This window comes from Ureibacillus sp. GCM10028918, assembly GCF_042666115.1.
Taxonomy (GTDB): Bacteria; Bacillota; Bacilli; order Bacillales_A; family Planococcaceae; genus Ureibacillus.
Genome location: NZ_JBHTFK010000017.1, coordinates 15,563 through 39,096, shown reverse-complemented (window position 1 = coordinate 39,096; position 23,534 = coordinate 15,563). Strand labels below are relative to the sequence as shown.

At 34.6% G+C, this 23,534-nt stretch carries 23 protein-coding genes, 1 tRNA gene and 2 pseudogenes; 9 read left to right on the top strand and 17 right to left on the bottom strand.

Annotated features, from left to right (window positions below):
• The first annotated feature begins 48 nt into the window (after positions 1-48).
• From qoxA to qoxD, 4 genes are all read left to right on the top strand, one after another.
• Entirely contained in the window at positions 49-969 is a 921-nt protein-coding gene (gene qoxA, locus ACFQU5_RS13115; RefSeq protein ID WP_390288445.1) for a cytochrome aa3 quinol oxidase subunit II, read from the top strand.
• A 68-nt stretch (positions 970-1,037) separates the two neighbouring features.
• Positions 1,038-2,984: a cytochrome aa3 quinol oxidase subunit I gene (qoxB, locus tag ACFQU5_RS13110; RefSeq protein ID WP_390289314.1), complete on the top strand. Its 1,947-nt coding sequence runs from the start codon at positions 1,038-1,040 to the stop codon at positions 2,982-2,984.
• Positions 2,984-3,580, top strand: a complete 597-nt coding sequence (qoxC, locus tag ACFQU5_RS13105; RefSeq protein WP_390288443.1) for a cytochrome aa3 quinol oxidase subunit III — start codon at positions 2,984-2,986, stop codon at positions 3,578-3,580. The genes qoxB and qoxC overlap by 1 nt, the downstream gene beginning before the upstream one ends.
• 1 nt (position 3,581) lies before the next feature.
• Positions 3,582-3,863: a cytochrome aa3 quinol oxidase subunit IV gene (gene qoxD / locus ACFQU5_RS13100; RefSeq protein ID WP_390288441.1), complete on the top strand. Its 282-nt coding sequence runs from the start codon at positions 3,582-3,584 to the stop codon at positions 3,861-3,863.
• Positions 3,864-3,913: 50 nt separating this feature from the next.
• Here qoxD and ACFQU5_RS13095 read toward each other — a convergent pair whose 3' ends face one another.
• From ACFQU5_RS13095 to ACFQU5_RS13045, 11 genes are all read right to left on the bottom strand, one after another.
• Complete coding sequence (locus ACFQU5_RS13095) at positions 3,914-4,117, bottom strand: hypothetical protein (protein WP_390288439.1); 204 nt, start codon at positions 4,115-4,117, stop codon at positions 3,914-3,916.
• Positions 4,118-4,784: 667 nt separating this feature from the next.
• Positions 4,785-5,405, bottom strand: coding sequence for a dihydroxyacetone kinase subunit L (locus ACFQU5_RS13090; RefSeq protein WP_390288437.1), 621 nt, complete (start codon positions 5,403-5,405; stop codon positions 4,785-4,787).
• Positions 5,406-5,414: 9 nt separating this feature from the next.
• Complete coding sequence (locus tag ACFQU5_RS13085) at positions 5,415-6,413, bottom strand: dihydroxyacetone kinase subunit DhaK (protein WP_390288435.1); 999 nt, start codon at positions 6,411-6,413, stop codon at positions 5,415-5,417.
• A complete protein-coding gene (locus ACFQU5_RS13080) occupies positions 6,394-7,461 on the bottom strand; it encodes an ABC transporter permease (RefSeq protein WP_390288433.1) in 1,068 nt (355 codons plus the stop codon). The genes ACFQU5_RS13085 and ACFQU5_RS13080 overlap by 20 nt, the downstream gene beginning before the upstream one ends.
• Before the next feature lie 12 nt (positions 7,462-7,473).
• The gene (locus tag ACFQU5_RS13075) at positions 7,474-8,487 is read right to left on the bottom strand and encodes an ABC transporter permease (RefSeq protein WP_390288431.1); all 1,014 of its coding nucleotides are present in this window, start codon (positions 8,485-8,487) and stop codon (positions 7,474-7,476) included.
• Positions 8,488-8,494: 7 nt separating this feature from the next.
• Positions 8,495-10,000 carry a sugar ABC transporter ATP-binding protein gene (locus ACFQU5_RS13070; RefSeq protein WP_390288429.1) on the bottom strand — a complete coding sequence of 502 codons (1,506 nt, stop codon included), beginning with the start codon at positions 9,998-10,000 and terminating at the stop codon, positions 8,495-8,497.
• 36 nt (positions 10,001-10,036) lie between these two features.
• On the bottom strand, positions 10,037-11,083 hold the full coding sequence (locus ACFQU5_RS13065; protein ID WP_390288427.1) for an autoinducer 2 ABC transporter substrate-binding protein: 1,047 nt from the start codon (positions 11,081-11,083) through the stop codon (positions 10,037-10,039).
• Between the two features lie 17 nt (positions 11,084-11,100).
• Entirely contained in the window at positions 11,101-11,907 is an 807-nt protein-coding gene (locus tag ACFQU5_RS13060; RefSeq protein ID WP_390288425.1) for a BtpA/SgcQ family protein, read from the bottom strand.
• An 11-nt stretch (positions 11,908-11,918) separates the two neighbouring features.
• Positions 11,919-13,007 carry a M42 family metallopeptidase gene (locus ACFQU5_RS13055; RefSeq protein WP_390288423.1) on the bottom strand — a complete coding sequence of 363 codons (1,089 nt, stop codon included), beginning with the start codon at positions 13,005-13,007 and terminating at the stop codon, positions 11,919-11,921.
• A gap of 17 nt (positions 13,008-13,024) precedes the next feature.
• Positions 13,025-14,521, bottom strand: a complete 1,497-nt coding sequence (locus tag ACFQU5_RS13050; RefSeq protein WP_390288421.1) for an FGGY-family carbohydrate kinase — start codon at positions 14,519-14,521, stop codon at positions 13,025-13,027.
• Positions 14,522-14,562: 41 nt separating this feature from the next.
• Positions 14,563-15,282 (bottom strand): DeoR/GlpR family DNA-binding transcription regulator, encoded by a 720-nt coding sequence (locus ACFQU5_RS13045; protein WP_390288419.1) that lies wholly within the window; start codon positions 15,280-15,282, stop codon positions 14,563-14,565.
• Between the two features lie 630 nt (positions 15,283-15,912).
• Here ACFQU5_RS13045 and ACFQU5_RS13040 point away from each other — a divergent pair.
• Positions 15,913-17,031, top strand: a complete 1,119-nt coding sequence (locus tag ACFQU5_RS13040) for an S-layer homology domain-containing protein (RefSeq protein WP_390288417.1) — start codon at positions 15,913-15,915, stop codon at positions 17,029-17,031.
• Positions 17,032-17,212: 181 nt separating this feature from the next.
• Positions 17,213-17,285, top strand: a tRNA-Val gene (locus ACFQU5_RS13035).
• Positions 17,286-17,364: 79 nt separating this feature from the next.
• Here ACFQU5_RS13035 and ACFQU5_RS13030 read toward each other — a convergent pair.
• Together ACFQU5_RS13030 and ACFQU5_RS13025 are read right to left on the bottom strand one after the other, a co-directional pair.
• Positions 17,365-18,030 carry a site-specific integrase gene (locus ACFQU5_RS13030; RefSeq protein WP_390288415.1) on the bottom strand — a complete coding sequence of 222 codons (666 nt, stop codon included), beginning with the start codon at positions 18,028-18,030 and terminating at the stop codon, positions 17,365-17,367.
• A pseudogene (locus ACFQU5_RS13025) lies at positions 18,020-18,190 on the bottom strand (ArsR/SmtB family transcription factor); the annotation flags it as partial. The gene ACFQU5_RS13030 and the pseudogene ACFQU5_RS13025, both read right to left, overlap by 11 nt.
• 195 nt (positions 18,191-18,385) lie before the next feature.
• On the opposite strand from ACFQU5_RS13025, the pseudogene ACFQU5_RS13020 reads away from it, so the two are divergent.
• Positions 18,386-18,644: pseudogene (locus ACFQU5_RS13020) on the top strand (IS3 family transposase); the annotation flags it as partial.
• 119 nt (positions 18,645-18,763) lie between these two features.
• Here the strand turns inward: ACFQU5_RS13020 and ACFQU5_RS13015 are convergent.
• The gene (locus tag ACFQU5_RS13015; protein WP_390288413.1) at positions 18,764-19,765 is read right to left on the bottom strand and encodes an LLM class flavin-dependent oxidoreductase; all 1,002 of its coding nucleotides are present in this window, start codon (positions 19,763-19,765) and stop codon (positions 18,764-18,766) included.
• A 257-nt stretch (positions 19,766-20,022) separates the two neighbouring features.
• Between ACFQU5_RS13015 and ACFQU5_RS13010 the strand changes: the two genes are divergently transcribed.
• A complete protein-coding gene (locus ACFQU5_RS13010) occupies positions 20,023-20,430 on the top strand; it encodes an Lrp/AsnC family transcriptional regulator (RefSeq protein ID WP_390288411.1) in 408 nt (135 codons plus the stop codon).
• 156 nt (positions 20,431-20,586) lie between these two features.
• Here the strand turns inward: ACFQU5_RS13010 and ACFQU5_RS13005 are convergent, their stop codons facing one another.
• On the bottom strand, positions 20,587-21,036 hold the full coding sequence (locus tag ACFQU5_RS13005) for an Lrp/AsnC family transcriptional regulator (RefSeq protein ID WP_390288409.1): 450 nt from the start codon (positions 21,034-21,036) through the stop codon (positions 20,587-20,589).
• A gap of 114 nt (positions 21,037-21,150) precedes the next feature.
• On the opposite strand from ACFQU5_RS13005, the gene ACFQU5_RS13000 reads away from it, so the two are divergent.
• Positions 21,151-21,693, top strand: coding sequence for a cysteine hydrolase family protein (locus ACFQU5_RS13000; protein ID WP_390288407.1), 543 nt, complete (start codon positions 21,151-21,153; stop codon positions 21,691-21,693).
• Between the two features lie 259 nt (positions 21,694-21,952).
• Here the strand turns inward: ACFQU5_RS13000 and ACFQU5_RS12995 are convergent, their stop codons facing one another.
• Both ACFQU5_RS12995 and ACFQU5_RS12990 read right to left on the bottom strand, forming a co-directional pair.
• Positions 21,953-22,891 (bottom strand): anti sigma factor C-terminal domain-containing protein, encoded by a 939-nt coding sequence (locus ACFQU5_RS12995; RefSeq protein WP_390288405.1) that lies wholly within the window; start codon positions 22,889-22,891, stop codon positions 21,953-21,955.
• The gene (locus tag ACFQU5_RS12990; protein WP_390288403.1) at positions 22,884-23,390 is read right to left on the bottom strand and encodes an RNA polymerase sigma factor; all 507 of its coding nucleotides are present in this window, start codon (positions 23,388-23,390) and stop codon (positions 22,884-22,886) included. The genes ACFQU5_RS12995 and ACFQU5_RS12990 overlap by 8 nt, the downstream gene beginning before the upstream one ends.
• Positions 23,391-23,534: the final 144 nt, after the last annotated feature.

The following is a 23,534-nucleotide window of genomic DNA, read 5'->3' as shown; positions in this document are numbered from 1 at the left end:
GTCAACGGGTGATTTTCTTTTGACTAATAAGGGAAGGTGAATATCTTTATGAGAAAAAAATGGACATTATTAACGTCCATGATGGCACTTGTCTTTATACTAGCTGGTTGTGAACCACTTTTAGTGTTAGATCCAAAAGGTCCACAAGCTGAGAGACAAGCAAATGATATTTTGTTATCAATTGGCATCATGTCTGTTATTGTAATCGTTGTCATGGTCATCTTAGCATATATTCTATTTAAATATCGTGCTTCAAAAATGCCTGATGATTACGAACCACCACACATCCATGGAAATAAATGGGTTGAAATCATTTGTGTGGGAGTTCCTATATTAATAGTAGCTTACTTATCATTTGTTTCTGTAAAAAGTAATTATATTGTAGAATCAACACCAGAAGGTTATGAAAATCAAGAACCCTTAGTTGTATATGCTTCCTCTTCAGACTGGAAATGGCACTTTAGTTATCCAGAAGAAGGTATCGAAACGGTGAACTACCTATATGTTCCAACGGACCGTCCGCTAGAGTTTAAACTTTATTCTTACGGACCAATCACAAGCTTCTGGATTCCACAACTTGGTGGTCAGAAATATGCGATGTCTGATATGGTAACTACACTTCACCTAGCTGCTGATGAAGCTGGTGAATATATGGGTCGAAATGCAAACTTTAGTGGTAAAGGATTCGCAGAAAACACGTTTAATGTAACTGCGATGTCCCAAGCAGATTTTGATGAGTGGGTAGATGAAGTTCACGAAACTGCTGAACCAATAACTGAAAGTGAATTTGATAAATTATTAGAACCAGGCCATCTCGGCCAAATGACATTCACAGGAACACATTTAGAGTTCAGTCCTGCTCCAGAGCATGCACATAACGAAGTTTCTGATGAAGCTAACGATGGAAGTCACGAAGATTCTAATCACGAAAATCATACTGAAGAAGAAACAGATCACAGCGGTCATTAATTTGAAAAGATAAAACAAGTTTCATAGACTGGTATTTTATCTTGAAAGGAGAAAAAAGGATGGAATTCTTGGAATTCTTTGAGCGTTTTGCTATCCCTCATCCGAGCCCGGCTATTTATGCCTCAATGGTTGCCATTGCTTTAACTAGTATTGGAATTCTTGCAGGCTTAACATATTTCAAAAAATGGGGCTATTTATGGCGCGAATGGTTAACGACAGTCGATCATAAAAAAATTGGGATCATGTACTTGGTCTCTGCCCTACTAATGTTATTCCGTGGCGGCGCGGATGCTATTATGATGCGTGCCCAACTTGCTACACCCGATGCTAAACTACTTGACGCACAACACTATAATGAAATCTTTACAACTCACGGTGTTGTTATGATTATCTTTATGGCGATGCCATTCATCTTTGCATTTATGAACTTGATCGTGCCATTACAAATCGGAGCACGTGACGTGGCCTTCCCACGCTTAAATGCATTAAGTTTCTGGTTATTCTTTGCCGGAGCAATGCTATTTAATATTTCATTCGTAGTCGGTGGTTCACCAGATGCAGGCTGGACATCTTACTTCCCTCTTGCAGGAAATGATTTCAGTGAATCAGTTGGTACGAACTACTATATGCTAGCAATACAAATTTCAGGGATCGGCTCGTTAATGACGGGTATTAACATGTGTACAACAATTTTAAAAATGCGTGCACCTGGTATGACCCTTATGAAAATGCCAATGTTTACATGGTCTGCATTTATTGCGAACGTCATTATTGTTTTCGCTTTCCCTGTATTAACAGTTGCTTTAATCATGGGTACAACAGACCGATTATTTGCAACGAATTTCTTTACAACAAGCAACGGTGGTATGGATATGCTTTGGGCCAACTTCTTCTGGATTTGGGGACACCCTGAAGTTTATATCTTAATCTTGCCAGCCTTTGGTCTTTACAGTGAAATCATTTCAACATTCTCAAGACGTAACCTTTATGGCTACTCATCAATGGTCTGGTCGATGATTCTAATCTCCTTGCTATCGTTCTTAGTATGGACTCACCACTTCTTTACAATGGGTCAAGGAGCGCTGACAAACAGTATCTTCTCCATTACAACAATGGCGATTGCTGTACCGACAGGGGTTAAAATCTTTAACTGGTTATTTACAATGTGGAAAGGGAAAATCCGCTTTACAGTTCCAATGCTTTACTCTATTGGCTTTATCCCATTATTTACTATTGGTGGGGTTACAGGAGTAATGCTGGCGATGTCCGCGGCAGACTATCAATATCATAATACAATGTTCTTAGTTGCCCACTTCCATAACACAATTATTCCTGGTGTAGTATTCGCTATGCTAGCTGGTTTAACTTACTATTGGCCAAAATTCTTTGGGTTTATGTTAAATGAAAAAATCGGTAAAGTTACATTCTGGTTATTAACAGTTGGTTTCGTACTTGCCTTCTTCCCTATGTATCTTACAGGTTTAGATGGTCAAGCACGTCGTATGTACACTTATTCAGAAACAACTGGTTTTGGACCATTAAACATGCTGTCATTTATCGGTGCTGCTCTTATGGCAATCGGATTTGTGACTATAGTTTATAACGTTTACTATAGCTTTAAAAACTCGTCTAGAGATATCGGTAGTGACCCATGGGATGCTCGCTCATTGGAATGGGCTACTCACACGCCAGTTCCGGAATACAATTTTGCTAGAACACCACAAATCAGTTCAAGTGAAACATTCTGGGATTCAAAGAAAAATGGTCATGTATTGTTCAAAGGCGAAATCGAAGAAATTCATATGCCGAATAATAGTGGTGTTCCATTCATTATGGGTATGATTTTCTTTGTTGCCGGATTCTCATTCATCTTTGCTCTATGGGTTCCAGCATTGATATCTCTAATTGGTATCTTCGTTTGTATGGCGATGCGTTCTTTCGAAAAAGATCATGGGCGTCATATTTCTGTGAAAGAAATTAAAGAAACTGAAGAAAAACTTGGAGGTGCAAAATAATGCATATCGATAATTCGCAGCCTCTTGAGTATAGTACTCAACAAAATCAGTTAAATATATTAGGATTTTGGATTTTCTTAGGTGCTGAGATTATGCTGTTTGCTACCCTTTTCACAGCATACTTCACACTTGAAGGTCGTACGGGTTCTGGTCCGGCTCCTGCTGATATTTTTGAAATAACGCCAGTTCTAATCGAAACGCTTGTTTTATTAACAAGTAGTTTCACAATTGGACTTGGTATTCATGCAATGAGACTTGGTCGCAAAAATGCAATGATTACATTCTTTGCCATTACCCTACTGCTCGGTCTTTGTTTCCTAGGGGTAGAGATATATGAATTTATGCACTACTACCATATTGGGGCAACTTATCAAACAAGTGCCTTCACAGCAGCACTTCTAACAACATTAGGAACACACGGTGGTCACGTAACGCTAGGTTTATTCTGGGGAACATTCATCATTCTCCAAGTCAAAAAACGCGGCTTAACACCTGAAACAGCAAATAAATCATTTATCTTCTCTCTTTACTGGCATTTCTTAGATGTAGTTTGGATCTTTATCTTCAGCTTCATCTATTTGAAAGGAATGATGTAATATGAAAGAATTATTCCCAGCAAAACAGGTTATGGGCTTTGTTGCATCATTAGTACTTACTGCTGTCGCTTTATTGGTTTACTTTACCGATATGACTTATACAGTGGGTATGACGATTCTTTTGGCAACAGCCTTTATCCAGGCGTTCCTGCAAATTGTTGTTTTCATGCACGCTGGTGAATCAAAAGATGGTAAAGCAATCTATACAAATATTCTATATGCTGTAGTCATCGCCCTTGTTACGGTTTTTGGAACTTTGCTGATTCTATTATGGGATATGTAGGAAATATCAAAAAAAGCTTGAGATTTTTTCTCAAGCTTTTTTTATTTTATTTATTTTGCTATACTTTGTTGTGTTTTTTTAGATTCATGCTCTGATAGTAGATGTAAGAATAAAAACATTATAAATAAAGCTCCACCACATTTAGCGATTTCAATACCATACCAAATTGAGAAGTTTGCAAAGAAACTAGCAATCACAAGAAATATACCTAGAACTACAAGCATCCCAGAAAGTTTTGTGTATAAATTAAACATTTTTTAAATCACTCCTTCTTGGATTTTGATTATTTATATATATTATACCCCCTACTTCACAAATTAGCCACATTTTATTAACAATTTCGTCACACTTTATTCACCGATAATTTGTTTTTAGTTATTGACATTCCTTAACATTGTCGTTCTCTCGATTTTTTTATTAAGCAATAATAAAAGAATCGAGTTGAGTTAGATTTACGAGTTGTCATGCAACTAGTGAATGAAATGAAATCTGTTGTTATTCTATATATGAATAATAAAATGGAGAAGCAACGAAAACTTAGCTAATTAAAATCTCTTTAATTTTAACCCCCCCATTCATGAAATATAGGATCCTATTTCTAAAAAACATTACTTTCAAGTAGTTAGAGCGATTGTTTTACTTTGAGCTAAGACTGTATCCAAATATGCAGCTGATTTTTCTTTTATACTACGTATAGCATCCGATAATCGAGCGATAATTGAAACATCAAAGAAACATTCCCTTCAAAATAAGAATGGCTTAAGTTCGTTAAAAAACCGAACTTAAGCCAGATACTCATCCTCGAGCAAAATATAAAATATTTCATGTATACTATTTTAGCAATAGCTTAAATTATTTTACCAATTAATCACATCTATCTTTTGTAAACTTAGTATTAACAAAAGCAAACCCTTTTTTAAATTAAATTCTATAAAGCTGATAAAAAATTTGCGTTAATAGTTTTGCAACAACACTACCTGAATCAATTAATCCTAACGATTTATTTTCATATCTCGCTGCTCTACCATGCTTAGCTTCAAGCTGTTTCGTATTTTCTACAGCTTTTTCCGCTACTTTAACAGCCTTTTCAAAAGCATCTTTAAGATTTAAATCAGTTGTTTCCTTAAATGAATCTGCAATGGGTTGTAGCGTATCCAATATAGTTTTATCACCAATAGCTGCCTTGCCTCTTTTTTGAATGCCCTCTATCATACTTTCATAAAAAACTATAAAATCATCTTGATTGAGCTGTTCCTTACCCTTTAAATTCTTGCCAACTTGCATAAATCCAGAAGCCAATAAAGTCCCCATTGTAGAAGCTGCATTTTCTGTTATATCCATTCCCGCAAGATAAAAGAATTTCCCAACATCTTGCCCTTCAAATTCTTGATAGGTTTGTTGAAATGACTTCATTACCTTACTAAACGTAATTCCTAAATCTCCATCTCCATTTTGACTATCTAGGTTACATAAAATCTCCATGTTCTCATTTGCAATATGCATGCCAATCTCAATAAATTTATGAACGTTATTAATATTCATTTTATCCTCCTAAAATTGGCGAACGAAAGGTGTATTATGAGGTTCGTCTATTAAATTTTTTAACTCACTATCTAATCTTAATACACTAATAGAGAACCCTACCATTTCCATAGAAGTTGCATATTCACCAATATAATTCCGATAGATTGATACGTTTTTACCCTGACTATATTCAAAGACATGCTTATAGACAATGTAAAGTTCTTCAAGTGCAGTTGCACCAAGACCATTTACTAATACAGCAATTTCTTCCCCAGCGGCTAATTCTAAATCATTGAAAATTGATTGCAAGATTTCCTCTACTATTTCTTTAGCTGGCTTTTGTGGTCCACGATATGTACCAGGCTCTCCGTGAATCCCGATACCTAATTCCATTTGTCCATCAGAGATTTCAAATGAAGGCTTACCTTTGATTGGAATTGTACATGGTGCCAAGCCCACACCCATTGATCGAACATTTTCATTCGTCTTTAACGCAATATTCTTAACTTGCTGTAAATCATATCCTTGCTTTGCAGCTGCTCCTGAAGTCTTATAGACAAAGAATAAACCAGCTACGCCTCGTCTACCTTCCTTGTTATCTTTAGTATTTGAAGCAACATCATCGTTTACAATAATTGTTTCATTTTCTATATCCTCAAAATCAGCCATTTCATTAGCAAGTTCAAAGTTCATTACATCACCACCGTAATTCCCAATAATCGAAAGAACACCCTTGCCAGTGTTAATGGATTTAATCACCTCGAAAATTTGCTTTGGACTTGGTGATTGGAAAATATCCCCAACCGCTACTCCATCTAGTAGACCTTCACCTACATAGCCTAAAAACAGAGGTAAATGTCCCGATCCGCCACCAGTTAAAATCCCAACTTTTTTCTCTGTATTATTTTGACGAACTATAGATTTATTATCTTCACGAACACTTGTAATATAACTTGAGCTTGAATATAAAATTCCTTCGAGCATTTCTTTTTCAAAATTCTCAGCACTATTCATAAACTTTTTCATTTAAATGCCTCCCTTTACTTTTCAATTCTTTACGCTTATTTATAATTCTAGATATTTCTTTTACTGACATGATTAATAATAAAACTGCTCCCCAGATGAAATCCTTAAAGAAGTTACCTAATTGTAAGGCATTTAACCCTGTTGAAAGGAATTGTAAAATCAATACGGCCATTACGATACCAGCGACTTTACCAAAGCCACCTTTAACACTTACACCACCAAGTACTGCAACAAGTATAGTTTGCAAAATATAAGATGTTCCAAAATCTGCCTTAGCCGAGTTGGTAGATGCAATAATTAATAAACCTGTAACCGCACCAAACGCTCCAGAAATCATATATGTTTGTAATGTAACCTTCAAATTATTGATTCCTGAGTATTTAGAGGACTTTGGGTTTGCTCCCATAAGTTGAAGTTCAATTCCAAATTTTCTTTTATTAAGTAAGTAAAATGTTATTGCAACCATTACGACAAATATAATTAAGGGGAAAGGAATTCCTAAAACATTTCCATAACCTATTTCACTATACTGTCTTGGGAGACCAATAACAGCTTGCCCTTTTGTAATAACTATGGCTAATCCCATAAACAATTGGCTCGTACCTAATGTTACTAAAATGGCAGGTATGCCTATAATGGAAATAGCAAATCCATTAAAAAAACCACATAATATACCAACAATTATTGATAGAACAATTGCAATCAAAACATATACAAATACCACTGTTCCAGATGCATCAGCTGGAATAAATTTAGACATAAATAATGCCGCTACAATACTAGTTAAATTTGAAATTGCTACTAATGATAAATCAATACCGCCAGATATCATTGTCAGCATCATTGCAAGAGACAATATCCCTAAAATTGGGAATTGAAAGCTAATCGATTTGAAACTAGCGATTGAAAAAAATGAACTTCCTCCTATTATCCACATCAATAAAAATATGATAATCATGAAACAAAATAATTGAACTAAGCTATTATCTTTCGTTTTTAAAAAATTTGTAGAAGTAAATGGTTTAATTGCTATATTCTTTTCCTTCAAAAAATTCACCACCTACGTTTGATTTATAATATTTTCTTTCTTACTTTGTGATTTCACCAGTTGATAAGCTGCAATACCTGTACCTAATAAAATTAGACTACCGATTACAACACGTTGCCAATAAGAAGGAATACCCATTAAAATTAAACTGTTTTCAATAGTTACTACAAGGATAATCCCTAATAATGCTCCTCGAACACTACCAAATCCACCTGAAATTTTTGCTCCACCTAATACTGCAGCAGCAATGATTAATAATTCTCCGCCTATTAAGTCAACTGGATTTGAGTTACGCATCATAATTGTATGACTCATTCCAGCAATTCCCGCCAACGCACCTACTAGACAATACACAAAGAACTGAGTAAGTATAGGAGAAACTCCTATACGTTCCGCAGACAACGGATCTCCACCAAATGCATAAATAGAGCGTCCAATTACAGTGAATTTTAGAAGTAAAGCAACAAAAATGATAATAGCCACTGTGATTAATACCGTTATTGGTAAACCGACAGTAAGACCATCGTCAGTTGTGATTTTAAAAATTTGTGTACGTGCCATATTAGCCATCGAAGGTGGTAAATTGTGAATCTGCCCATCTCCAATAAACGTTAACAAGAAACCACTAAACATCGCTGATGTACCTAAAGTTACAATTAAAGTAGGCAACTTAAGTAATGCAATAAATACAGCATTAATTAAACCTAGCAATAAACCAATAAAAGCACTAATTAGATACGGTACGAACACTGGACCTTGGAAATCTATATTTACAAGTAACGATGATGTTGTATACATACTGAACGTTGCAATTGAAGGGAATGAAACATCAATTCCACCAGAAATTAAAACAATTAATGTACACACAACAAAAATTCCAGGTACAATTAAACTTCTAATTAAATCAAAGCCATTATTTATAGAAAAAAACGCACTATTCTGTGATCCGATTACCAAAAATAACAAGATTACGATTAATGCGAGCACAAACTCTGAATTTAAAAATAAATTTTTTATTCGATTCATAGAAATATCACCTACTTAGCACTTTATCTTCTTGCATGGAATTCCAAACATCTTCTTTAAATTCTCTTCCTGAAATTTCGCCCACTAATCGCCCCTTGTTCATTATCAGAACTCGGTTACAATTTTGTCGCAATTCCTCAATATCATCAGTAATCATTAAAACACCCATACCATCCTCCGCTAAATCTTTAATAAGGTTATGAATGTCCTCTTTCGCTCCAATATCCACTCCTACTGTTGGTCCATTTAAAATAAGTAGCTGCGGTTTTTTAGATAACCACTTTGCGATAACCACTTTTTGTTGATTACCCCCAGAGAGAGTTCTAACTGGTTTTTTCGGGTTATCTGTTATAATCCCTAACTTTAAAACCCAATAGTTAACATCTTCTTTAATTCTATCTTTATCTATAGTTTTAGATTTTTTTATAAACTTCCTCAAGTTACTAGCAATTAAATTATTTTCAATTGAATGTTCTAAAAATAACCCCTCAGTTAAACGATCCTCTGGCACATAAACTATTCTATTGTTGATAGCATCTCGAACATCCGAAATTTTCACAACTTTATTATTAATAATGACTTCACCACTATTATGAGGGTGGATACCAAATAGAGCTTCCGCTAATTCCGTTCTACCCGAACCAAGTAAGCCAGTTAGTCCAACAATTTCCCCCGGTTTAACTGATAAATTTATATTTTCAAATACTCCAGTTAAACCGAAATCCCTCAGCTCTATAGTCGGGGTAACACCTTTATCAGTAAATTCAAAAAATTTATTTTCTAATTTTCTACCCGTCATATGATAGACTAGTTTTTCAACATTTAAATTTGTTGCTTCTTCACTTACTACATTTTGCCCACTACGTAGCACAGTTATTTTCTCTGAGATTGTGAAAATCTCTTCCATCTTATGACTAACGAAAAGCACCGAAATTCCTTTGCTTTTTAAGTCCAAAATAACCTCGTACAACTTGTTAACTTCTTTATGAGTTAATGCAGTTGTTGGTTCGTCCATAACAATTAGCTTTGCATCCTGAATCAATGCCCTAGAAATGGCAACTAGCTGTTTATTAGCTACTGATAGATTTTCAAGTTTTTCATCTAAATTTAATTGAATATTAATCTTGTCTAATGCTTCTTTAGCAACCTTCTTCATAGATTTCCAGTTAATTAGTTTCGATTTCTCCGATTTCAGCTTTGGTAAAGCAATGTTTTCTGCCACTGATAAGTTTGGAAAAATTGAAAAATCTTGATAGATTACTTGAATACCATTTTGAATAGCTATCATTGGATTAACACTTGGTAATAACTTTCCATCAATATAAATTTCGCCAGCATCTGGTGTATATACTCCAGAAAGCACCTTAATCAAAGTTGATTTACCACAACCGTTTTCACCTGCTAAACAGTGAATTTCACCAGGTTGGATGACTAAATCAACACCTTTTAAGGCCTTTATCCCTCCGAACGACATTACGATGTTTTTCATATTTATTAATGGTGTTTTCATCATTTAATCATCCTTCCTAGTAAATAATATTTTTTCAAATTAGAAATTATAATCAGATAAGTTCTCTTTGTCAGCACCAACTTGAGCGCTACCATAAATATATTTACCGTCAACAACTTTAATTGACTCATAGCCAGGAATTCCTAAATCTGCGCCTTCTATGATTTCATCTTTTTTACCATCTAAAATCATGACTGCTAATTTGTTCATAATGTATCCTGCATCTGCTGGATCCCAGAATGCGATTGTTGAAATTGCACCACTGTCAATATATTGAGCGCTTGCTGAAGGAACAGAAGTACCAACAATTGATACTTTACCTACTAGTCCCATTTCTTCACTAGCTAAAGCTGCACCAGCAACGTCGTTACCAGCTGCTCCTTGGAACCCTTTTAAATTCGGGAATGCTTTAACTGTTTCACGGAACTTTTCACTTGAAGTAGCTAAATCATCATTTGTTTCAATTTGACGAGCAACCGCTTTCATATTAGGGTATTTTTCTTCTTGATACTTAACAGCCGCTTCTTCCCATTGCATATGGGATTTAGAAGTTAAGCTACCTACAGTTGTCATGTACTCGCCTTCTTCTCCCATTGCCTTAGCAAGATTATCCATTAAAAAACGACCATAATCTGCGTTATCAAACGCTTCAATATTAAAATCAGTGTTTTCAAATCCGTCTGCTTCGTGAGTAATTACTACGATTCCTGCGTCACGAGCTTTCTTCAACACTGGTTCTAATGCTTCAGCAGAAAACGGAACAACAGTAATTGCATCTACATCTTGAGCGATTAAGTCTTCAATAATTTGAACCTGTAAAGCCGCATCTGCCTTTTGGGGTCCTACTTGATATGCTTCATAACCAGTATCATCAGCAAAACGATTTACGCCGTCTTCCATTCGATTAAACCAAGCTACTCCTGTCAGTTTAACTACAGTAGCTATCTTGTATTTTTCTCCATCAGAAGAACCACCAGTATCACCTGAACTAGACGTATCGGAACCACTCTCACTATTACCACAAGCAGCTAAAATCATAAGCAACCCAACGCAAAGGAACAATGCTAAAAACTTATTTAATTTCATCAAATAACCCCCTAGTTTTATGATCTAAAAGCTTTTACCTTATCCATAAATTCCTTCACTCGATGGATATCTACACTATTTTCAAACTTACCATCAAATTTGAATGTAGTTCCCGTAACAGCGCCGTCTGCAATTGATAACTGCTGTTCCAAGTTTGATAAACGTACACCTGTATTCGCTAAAACTACTGTTTCTGGAACAATCTCTTTCACCTTTTGCAATAACTGAGAGTCAGTTTCTGCACCAGCTGTTAAACCTGATACACATAAAGCATCGGGTTTATTATTGAATACTGTTGATTTTGCAATGCTTTCAATATCACGATCAGCTAAATAACGTGCTGCTTCAGGAACTATGTTAAATAGTAGCTTTACTTTTTCTGCACCAATACGATATTGATGTCTAATTGTTTCACCAACATTTGTATCCCAAGTACCAAAATCACTCGCATAAACCCCAGTGAAGATTTCTCGTACAAACAGTGCATTTGTAGCAGCTGCTAAGTCTAATGATTTTTTGGCATCCCATAAAACGTTAACTCCATAAGGAATTTTAATCTCCGATTTCAACTCCCCAATGATACGAGCCATAGCAGCAACTGTTTCAGTTTTTACGTCTGTCAAATATGGTAAACTAAATTCATTTGAAAACATTACTGCATCTACACCGCCATCTTGTAATGCGTGTAAATCTTTACGTGCCATTTCAACTACAAAGTCCATGCCTTTTTCCTTATCATAGAATGGATCGCCAGGTAGAGCTTGTAGATGACACATGGCAATAATAGCTTTTTCAGTTCCAATTACTTCTTTTAACCACGTCATATTATTTCCTCCTATCCCCTAGTAAAATTGCTATCTTGATTTAAACTTTCCGAAATCGCTACCAATAAATTCACTAGCGATTCTACATCCGCTAGATCTATAGACTCAATTGGCGCATGTGAATATCGAGTAGGAAATCCTAAATCTATAATAGGAAAGCCATTATTCTCAAGTTGACTAAATGAGGCATCAGTTAAAATCCCCATGCTTGCATAACGTTGTAGTCCTATTTGAGATTTTTGTGCAACTTCCTCGATAAATTTCACATACTTCGGATTTGGTATCACCCCCCCTAAAGTTCCTCTTCCATGAAATGTATAGTATCCAATACATGGACCGTTACCTAATTTTATGTCATCTCTACCTTTTAAATCTGGCGTATCTGAGGCAATTGAAATATCAATTGTTATACCAAAGTCTGGATTTATTTTTCGAATAGCCGGTAAAACTCCTCTAAGGTTAAATTCCTCCTGTACAGAAAAGACGATATATAATTCTATTTCCAGTTTATGAGTTTCAATTCTCTTTATAAGCTCAAGTAGGGTTAGGCAACCTGCACGATTATCTAGGGAGTTACTGAAAACTCTAGTTCCATTTGTAAAAAATCTACGACTATAGCCTACTGGTGTTCCCACCTGAATACCTGCTTCTAAAACCTCGGATTTACTTGAGAATCCTAAATCAATAAATGTTTCACTCACTGTCTTTACCTTAAGTTTCTCATCCTGAGGTGTTACATGATGAGATTTTGTACCGATTACACCTTGATATCTACCAACTTGTGTTTGAATTAAAATTTCAGTTCCTGCAAGACTCTTCTCTGGTATACCTCCCAATCGCTCAACCTTTAAAAAACCATCTTCTTCAACCTTTGTAACTACTAGTCCTAGCTCGTCCATGTGAGCAAAAACGACTAATCGTTTTACACCTTCTTTTTTGTTCAGCTGAACAATTACGTTACCTAAAGGATCAACCTCATATTCAACATTTTTTTGTGAAAACGTCTGTGTTAAATAACTAATAACTGAATCCTCATATCCTGATAATGCAAGTAAATTACATAGTTGCTTTAGTGTATTTTCCATGTAACTTAACGACATATATTCACTCCCTTTGGTTACATTAAATTTTTTGTTTGTTCATAAATCAACTTAAACTTTTTGTAATATTCAGTATATTTTTGATAGTTGTAGCTATTTGGCTCAATTACCTCCTTTATTTCTAACCAATTTGCAACTCCATGCAAATCCGCCTCCTTATTTAAAGCGAGATGACATAGGAAAGCATTTCCATAGGATGCACCTACTTTATTTTCCGTAACAACCTGCTTAATTCCGCAAACATCACTCACAATTTGTATTAACAACTCGTTTTTAGTACCGCCTCCTATACTAATAATTCGTTTAATATCAAAACCTAAATCATTCATATACTCAATATTTTGTCGGATTGTATATGCAACACCTTCTAATACAGCTCGGTATAAATCTGCCTTCGTATGCTTTAAAGTTAGCCCCCAAAAAATCCCCTTTGCCTCAGGATTATTGAGAGGTGTCCTTTCTCCACTGAAATACGGAAGACATATGACCCCGTTTGCACCAACCTCACTCTGTGTAGCTGCTTTCATATTGCTTTGGTATCTTTCATCTGTTGTTAAGGCTAGATCATCGAATTGATCAATAAACCATCTCATTAAAGAACCCGCAGTTGACGTTCCACCAGTTAATGAGTAAATACCTGGCACAGCATGAAGGTTTGGCCACATCTTATCCGAAGTTGTCATCTCATTAATATTCAAAATGAAGAAGGTAGAACTGCCATACATAAGCATTAAATCTCCAATTTCTACTGATCCACTACTAATTGCTTCAGATAAAGCATCTGTAGAGCCCGCTAATATTTTGGTATCCGAAGCTAACCCTAACTCTTCAGCTATTCTTGGATTGAGCGGCCCAACTATTTCATTCGCCCAATAAAGCTCAGGCAACTTATTAGTATCTGTTATATGTTCAGCAAACTCTTCTGACCAACTATAATTACTAAAATCGTATAGTGGTGCAAAGGAAGCGGCTGTATAATGATCAATTACTTTTTTGCCGGTTAATTTATGTATTACAAAGCCTGCTCCACTTAAAAAAGATTCTGTTTGTGCATAAATTTCCGGTTCATTTTCTTTAATCCAAAGGATCTTGGGCCCACCTGCCTGAGTTGTAAGCGCTTGCTTTGCGTGCTTTAAAATATACGCTTCGCTAAGTTTTTCGTTTAATATCTTAATCTGTTTAGTAGTTCTAGTATCAATCCCATATAAGATGCCATTTCGCAGTGGTTTTCCTTGTTTATCAATAGGTACAATCGATGGTGCTATAGAGCTTAATCCGATACATTTTATTTCAACTGGATCAATCTTGTTGTCATAACAATAACGCACAATCTCTTTTATGATTTCTTTACTTCCATCCCACCAAACAGTTAAAGGTTCGTGCTCTGCCCAACCACTTCTTGGTATAGTTAATGTATGTGGCACGTTGTGTTGGTGTAAAATCTTACCTAGCTGATTAACTAAAACGCCTTTCGATTCGTATGTCCCAATATCTATTCCAATATAATGTTCCAAGGTTTCTCCTCCTCAAAAAAATGGCATCCAACACTAATGCATTATCTCGTTCCATCTAATTTTCGGTCTGAAATAATTTCCGACACTTGACTTTCATTACAAACTTTTATTAAGGCAGTCTTACCGAATTTTGTGTAATCTGCTAAAACTATAATCCGCTTAGATTGTTTCATAAAAGATTTTTTCACTTCTGATTCTTCAATAATATATTCATAAAGTAACCCCTCTTTTATCCCTGCCACACTCATAAAAAACAAGTCGAAATGAAGCTTATTTATTAATTCAATCGCCAGACTCCCACAAATTGATAATTCTGTATTTCTAACTTTCCCAGGAATTATATAAACATCAATTTTTTCATTCTTTACAAGTACATTTGCAATTTGTAGAGAGGATGTAAAAACGGTTAGATTCTCAGATTTTTCTGCTATTAATTTTGCTAGTTCTAATGTTGTACTCCCGAGATCTAATGCAATAACATCACCAGATTTGATTCGGTCAAAAGCTAGTTGAGCTATTTTGGCCTTTCCTTCAACATTTAAGTGAATTCGGGAATTAAAAATCAATTCGTGTTGCATTTCGTTATAGATGACAAACCCTCTATCTAATAAAATATTTCCTTTACTTTGTAGTATCGAAATATCTCTTCTAATAGTGATTTCCGAAACGCCGAGCTTCTCAGAAAGCTCTTTAATTGATAATTTTTTTGATTCCCTTATCAGATCCTTAAGAAGCTCTAACCTTACCTTCTTCAAATCCATCACCTCAAAATCATTTTAACACCTTTTTAGCTAAAAAATAGCATTTTTTTCTAGTTGAAATCGCTTTCTCTTTATAATAAATATATCGATAAAATAAAATTTATTAGGTATTTAACCCATTTTTTACAGAAAATAGGATTTCACTTCACCATAGAGAGCAATATGAAAATTACTAATAAGCAATTTACTATTTTAATATTGAAAAAAATTTTCATTTGTTTCAAGTTTTTATCTAATTTTCATCATTAAAACAACATTTAGTTAGAATTACAAAACACAATATTATTGCACGTACCACTATTAAAAAACCTACCAAACTTATAAATAAGTAGGTTAAGATATGTGATTCAACAAGAGTACAACTTCCGTTCAATTTCCCTAACCTATGTTAAATAATTGATATAGCTAGATTTACAGCACACCTATGCATTAAGACAGACTGCAGTTGAGTACACTTCCCATACAGCTGCCTTTATTACTTTCTACAAATTCCGTACAAATAAGTGTTCTTAAGTGGAATACTTCTATCAACCAACCTTTTACCATAATTTCCACATAGTATTATTTTTATCTTTCATGTAAACTTCTAATGTTAGTAAAAGTTTGATAGAAGAAAGTGGAGGAAAACCTTTGAAAGCACTATATGTTTTTTTAACTTCTCTTGTTTTATTTGGATTTTCTGTTTCGCCAGCATTTGCAGCAGAAAAATCCACGGATCTGTATTTTTTGGATGATGTTGATTACGAACATTGGGCGTACACTGAATTGGAACGCTTCTTATATGCAGATATAATTGACGGGTATGTGGAGATGGAAAAGTATGAGGAAGATGGAGAGGAATTTGAATATCCATTCATCTATATTAAACCAGATAATACGATTACTCGTGCTGAATTCACTAAAATATTAGTCAATGCGATGAATTTACATGTAGCGAATGGTGGAAAATCGTTCCCTGATGTCAAACCATCCAACTGGTATTACGAGTTTGTTACTGTTGCTAGTAGCCATGGCATTATTAACGGTAAAACAGATGGCACCTTCCGTCCAAATGACAAAATCACTCGTGATGAAATTACTGCTATGATTTATCGTGCATTCCAAACAACGATTGATTTTTCTGCAACAGGTAAAGTATTCCCGGATGTGCCACAGGGAAATTTCGCTTATGAAGCAATTATGAAAACAGCTGCTGTTGGTATAATTAAAGGTTATGGAGATATTTTCAAACCTGCTAATAATGCAACACGTGCTGAAGCTATCGTGATGATTGACCGTGCTTTACATCTAGAGCACGGAACTGGTGAAGATCAACTTGCCGTTGTTCAAACTGTTGATCAAAACATCAAAGATGAAATGAAATTTACTGAACAACAAAACACTGAAGCATTAGAAGCCCTTTATCGTGATACAACTGTTGGTTACTATCTAGCCTTTTCACTGGAAAGTTTGTATACAGAGGATATGGCTGAAGAATTGGATAGTACATTCACGATGGAACAAGTGGGTGAACATACGATTAATGCTATTTCCGTAAACAAGAATTTTGCTCAAGTCCGCATTGAAGATTTACGTTATAATGTTTCCATGACAGCACCAGACATGTCTGTTAACATGACAGTAGACTTATCCGGAACAGCATTTCTAAAGAAAAGCGATGATGGAAAATGGAAAATTTACAACATTCTTTTTGATGAAGAGGACTATGGCCAAGATTGGGAAGAAACTGTAGCGTCTTCAATTAAATAAGAAACTCATTTAAAATAAGACTTGGTTCAGCATTTCGAACCAAGTCTTTCTATAATTTCATACCATTTTAATTAATCAATAGTTCAGAAATTTCATTGTAGAACAAACACGGTAAACTAAAATTAGAAACAAATTTTAGTTTGGTTATTTTTTATTTTTATGTTAATATATAGTAAATAAGGGTCTTGTAGCTCAGTTGGGAGAGCACCACCTCGACAAGGTGGGGGTCATGGGTTCGAACCCCTTCGGGACCATCTTTATTACAGCCTAGAAACATTGATATACCAATGTTTCTAGGCTTTTTATAATACTATTTGCATCTTTATTAAACCATTAATTGCCCTCTTTGTCCGCAGATTGTCCGCATGATTTTTCCCAATTGCTTTTTAAAGCATTATGAAAAATATCAGCTAACTCATTATCGGAATTAGGTAATAAATGTGCATAGAACTCCAAAGTAATTTTTGGATTAGCGTGACCCAATCGTTTAGAAATTTTCACAATATCTATTCCAGTAGAAATAAGAATGGATGCATGGGTATGTCGAATATCATGAAAACGAATATTCGAAACACCTGCAGATTTTACTAATCGTTTCATCACACGGACTACATTTCGCGGATCTTGTGCAGTTCCATTGTTTGTACAAATAACGAGATCCTGATCCAGATAAAAATCTCCTACTAGTTCTTTCCATTCTTCTTGCTGCTGTTTATGAATCATTAATTCATTTAGAACTACTGCTGGGATTGGAATACTTCTAATTGAGTTAATTGTTTTAGGAGTTGTAAATATATATCCAACTGAAGGAATCGTTGAAAGCGTCCGATTTACTTGAATAGTTCCTTTACTAAAATCAATATCATTCCATTTTAATCCTAAAATCTCTCCCCTACGCATTCCTGTATAAATGGCTAATAAAAAAATAAGGTAATGTCTTTCTTCTTTACATACGTATAGGAAGTCGTTTATCTCATCGTAAGAAATCTTGAGATACATTCGCCACAGACATTGTCGTTGCTTTCGCTAAAGCTTCCACTGACTTTGGACCTTGAGATAAAATATCGAGAAGCTCTAATCTTTTCGGACTCGAAAGACTTTTACCAATTATAGCAATCTCTTGATACAATCTATCCCTTAAATTTCTTTCATTGAACATAAAATCGCCTTCCATTCAAGAATGTTATTGAATAGTTGAATTGTAAATTTTTCTAAGCCTCTACTCTGTATGTTTAGCTCTAATTAATTTGGTAGAACCTACATAAAAGCCAATAAAACTTGTTTCGAAAATGTTAGACAAAGCTTTTAAAATGCTTATCTAAAGGAGATGCCATGTTATACATTCAGATCAAGGTATTATCAAATGGAACAATACTCTGATGAATTAAAACAAAGTGGTATTACTCAAAGTATCTCTCTTAAAGGCAATTGTTTAGATAACGCAGTAATTGAGAACTTTTTTGGTCTATTAAAACCTGAATTATTATATATGCAAAAATTTGAAAGTATGACTCACTTCAACCGTAAGCTTTAACTCTATATCGTATAATCACAGAAGTGTTAAAGGGAAATTAAAAGGATTGAGTCCGGTACAATACCGAATTCAATCCTAGCTGCATAACTTAATAAAATGTCTAACTTTTTGGGGTCACTTCAATTCAAGAAAAGCGCCCGATTGTTGAAGATCATATTCTGATGCAACTGACTTTCACTTCTAGAGAATCTTAAATTTTTATTCAAATAACTCACCCACAACATGTTTTAAAATCTCATAAGAATGAATTTCTTTTTTCGTTTCGTAAATATTAGATATCGCAATGATTTCATCTACTTGATACGTTTGTTGGAATTCAATTATATCCCGACGAATTGTTTCTGCATCACCCATGATTGTATACCCTAGTCGATGATGAAGAATTTCTAGTTCAACTTGTGATAACGATTCAAGGAAGTTTTTAGTTGGTGGGATAAGCTGACTTAAGTTATTTGTATAAATATCGATATACACCTGCAAATGACTTGCAGAAATGAATGTTGCCTGTTCCATCGAATCTGCTGCAATCACATTAATACAAGCGATCACATAAGGCTCTTGTAAATACGCAGACGGTTTAAAATTTTCTCGATAAATAGCGAGTGCTTCTTCCATCGTTTGAGGTGAAAATTGAGCGCCAAATGCATAAGGAAGACCAAGATTTGCAGCGATTTTAGCTGAACCTGCTGAGGAGCCTAATATAAATAATGGTACATTCGTTCCAATGCCCGGATAAGCACGAACCTCTCCTTGTACGCTCTCATCACCTACATAACGCAAAATATCTTGCACTTCTCGTTCAAAGAAAAACACCCCATTATGATTCGAACGGCGAATCACATCGGCAGTTTTTTGATCCGTACCTGGTGCGCGCCCTAATGCTAAATCCACACGATTTGGATACAGTGTTTCAAGTGTTCCAAATTGCTCCGCTACTACCAATGGGGAATGATTTGGTAGCATAATACCTCCTGAACCAACGCGAATGTCTTCTGTATTTGCTAATATATGTTGTACAATTGAAACGGTAGCTGAACTAGCATAAGCGTCGTGGTTATGATGCTCTGTAAACCAAATCCGTTTATAGCCCATTTTATCTACAGCTTTGGCTAATGACACTGCAGAATCAATCCCTTGTTTCATTGTTTCACCTTGTCGTAATGGAGCAGCTGATAAAACTGATATATCAAATTTTTTCATAATTTCACCTCTAAAATAGATATTTCCTTTTATATAACGTTATACAAATCAACGAAAATATAACCTCAAATTAAATGGTGTACAATCTCTTTTGACTTGTATGCTTATAAATATATAGTTTTTCAACTGTTCAATACATAGGGAAAATAAAGTTATTTAGCGATTTCACTTTACTTTTAAAGTTTTTAAGTAAGCATAAAAAGTATATAGCTAACAGATTATGTAAACATCTTATTTATTTTGAAAGGATCCATAAAATGATTGATGAAATAGATAAAAAAATACTAGAAGAGCTGTCTAAAAATAGTCGCCTGACAATGAAAGAATTAGGAGGAAGAGTACATCTCACAGCACCAGCAACCGCATCAAGAGTAGCAAAGTTATTAGACAATGACATCATAACAGGATGCAGTATTGAAGTGAACCAAGTGAAATTAGGTTTTGCTATACATGCATTTCTAAATATTTATATCAATAATATCCATCATCAACCTTATTTAGATTTTATAGAAACACAAGATAACTATGTAATAAACAATTATAAAATCAGTGGAGACGGTTGCTATTTGCTTGAATGTAGATTCCCCTCAAACGAGGTATTAAATCAATTTTTAAATGACTTAAACAAACAAGCAAATTATAAAGTGTCGATTGTTATAAGCTAATAGATTATTTAATAAAACGGAGATGTTCGGTCATAAAAAATATGATGTATGTTTTCTCTAAAAAGCCCAAGCTGGACTTAAAACTTACCAAGCTAGGGCTTTTTTATACTTAATTTAGTAACTGCCTTTCCATTGATACATGATGACTACAAAACGTTATTCATCAGACACTAATGACGCATTATAATGCTTTTTTACTTCCTTAATAGACAAATAAAGCTGATAATTTCCATATTTCAATAAATCATTCAAAAGTTGATTTAAAGCTTCTTGTGAACGAACCGTTATTTTCAGATGATAACATGCATCTCCTGAAACACGATGTGCTTCGCTAATTTCATTACGAGTACCCATAAATTTCAATAAATCATCATGCGTATTTGCATTCATGAAAAAGATAACAAAAGCTGTAAAAGAAACCCCCATCTTCAATTCATCAATCACAATCGAATATGCTTGGATGATGCCGTTATCTTCCATTTTTTTGATACGATTGCCTACCGCCTGTCCTGTCATATGGATTTTTTCACCAATTTCTTTCCATTGTATCCGAGCGTTTTTATTTAATAATTGTAGAATTTGAACATCAACTGAATCAATTTGCATAGTAACTCCTTTCACAGTGAAAAAGTTTTGACTGATAGTATTTCATTAGACCATCGAAACTTCATTCAAATATGTATATCCTTATACTATACAAAATTTTAAGAGGTGAAGAAAATGACAACTGCTTTATTAGTAATTGATATCCAAAATGATTATTTTCCAAATGGAAAGATGACTTTAACAAACCCTGAGCAAGCAGCACAAAAAGCTGCGAAACTGCTAACACACTTTAGACAAACGGGCGCACCAATCTTTCATGTACAGCATATCACAGAAGGTGAAGTGGCTCCTTTTTTCCATCCAAATACAGAAGGTGTCGAAATTCATGAGTCAGTACGCCCATTAGAAGGCGAGACAGTCATAGAAAAACATATGCCGAATAGCTTCTTCAATACAAACTTACATGAAAAACTACAAGAGCAAGGGGTTAAAGAATTAGTCGTTTGCGGTATGATGTCACATATGTGTATTGATGCAACAGTACGTTCAGCAGTCGAACACGGATATACATGCCAAGTGATTGAAGATGCTTGTGCAACAACAACATTACAAATTGAAGATAAAATCATTCCCGCTGATCATGTTCATTATGCATTTATGGCCGCATTAAATGGCACTTATGCAACAGTGAAAACAACAGAGGCATTTTTAAAATAAAAGAACTTCTTTTGAATCATAACGCCATTTCTTTCGTAAGAAAGATATTTCAGAACCTAAAAAAAGGGTGTCCAGAAAAAAATAACTTCTGGACAGCCTTTTATATTATACTTTATTTTGTTTTTCGAAATAAGTATTCCTATCTAAAAAAGATCAAGACCCTTTTTTGTCCATAGTAAGACGACGTAGGAGAGTTACTCCACAATCTGGCCCTATTTGTTGAATACTCGATAATGCAAGACAATATTATTTATTTTTTCTAATAATTTTCAATGACTCCTCCAAGTGAAGAAGCTTTAATGTTAGGATTCTCAAGGATTTCTTTTAATTCATCTTTCGTTCCATAAACGACCACCCCTAATATTTCTACATCCTCTAACTTGATATCTTTCATCTTGTTAAAAGCATTTTGGTGATCAGGGTAAATACTCATTTGCAGTAAGTCTAAAAATCTTTCATACTCACCTTCTAAATCATGGCTTGAAATATAAGGTGTATTTATTGAGAAACCTAGTGCATCTTTTTCTCTAATAAATGTTGAAGACCAATCGTTTTCTTTTGCCTCTTTTTGAAACTTGTTTAACTGTTCACTACTATATGTGTCTATCCAAAACCATGTCATTTCAGGAAGTTGCATAAAAAGTTCATTTGGTTTGTAAGGCTGACCAAAGGAAAGTGCTACCTCATAAACTTTGTCTCCCTGCATACCGTTAATCAACTGTTCATCATCTTTATATTGTTTATAAGGTACATTGGGGTGGAAAAATAGCATTTCTCTCCAACCATTTTCTTTATAGCTAAATTGCCAATCTTCACCTGTAATTCCCACGTTTCCACCTGAACTTCTTGAAATTAAAACAGATGGGATTAGACCAAATGAATATTGTTTTTGTTCTATAGCGATCGATTTAATTTTAAAGTCCTTTGAAATTTCATAGTTGCTTATTCCTCCCAAGAATCCTTTTGAATCCACTGTTTTACTTATATAGCCGTTAGGAGTGCTGAGGCGGACATAAGCATCCCATTCCCTAAATGCCTTTTGACTATAGTGGGCAGAAATTGCAGAATTCGCCACGTTCAAAACAACGAAAACCACTAATGACACGAGAATAATTGTAATAATCGTCTTTATTTTCCCCCTTCTTACTGCCTTCTTGATTTTCTTCTCATCAAAAAGATCCTCTGAAAAATCATTCATGTCGTTCCCTCCACTTTTTCTGAAATTCTTTCCTAGCTCGAAATAAATATGTTCGAACGGTTTCTTCCTTCATCCCTAGTAATAAAGAAATCTCTTTATAACTAAGTTCAAGCTCATATTTTAATAATAAGAGCTGCTTATAAGTTTCTTGAATATGATCTAAAACAAGTGAAATTTCGTGATTCATTTCCATATTTAATACGCTCAATTCAGTATCATGGTCATTTGCAAAATTGTTCCAGAAGCGATGATCATCAATCGAAATAGCTCTTTCTATCCCTTTTTTCTTTAACCACTTTTTAAATTCATTCATTGCAATGGTAAAAATATAAGAAAGAGCTTTCTCTGAAGGAACACCACTACTATAAGCGATAAATTTCGTATAACTCTCTTGAACAATATCTTCTGCATCTTCATGACTACAACCGTTCTTTTTTAAATAAAAATAAATCATTTTTGCTTGTTTATTGTATATATCCAACAATAGATGAGAATCCATAGCTCCTCCTTTCAAAGTCTTCATTAATAAAGAGTCCATTTTCGCAAAAAAGTTTACAACAAAGCTGGATATAGTTTTAAAAATACGGAATACCTGTGTTAGAGTTAGGGACAATAAAAACTGAATTGGTTTATGTAATGGCTA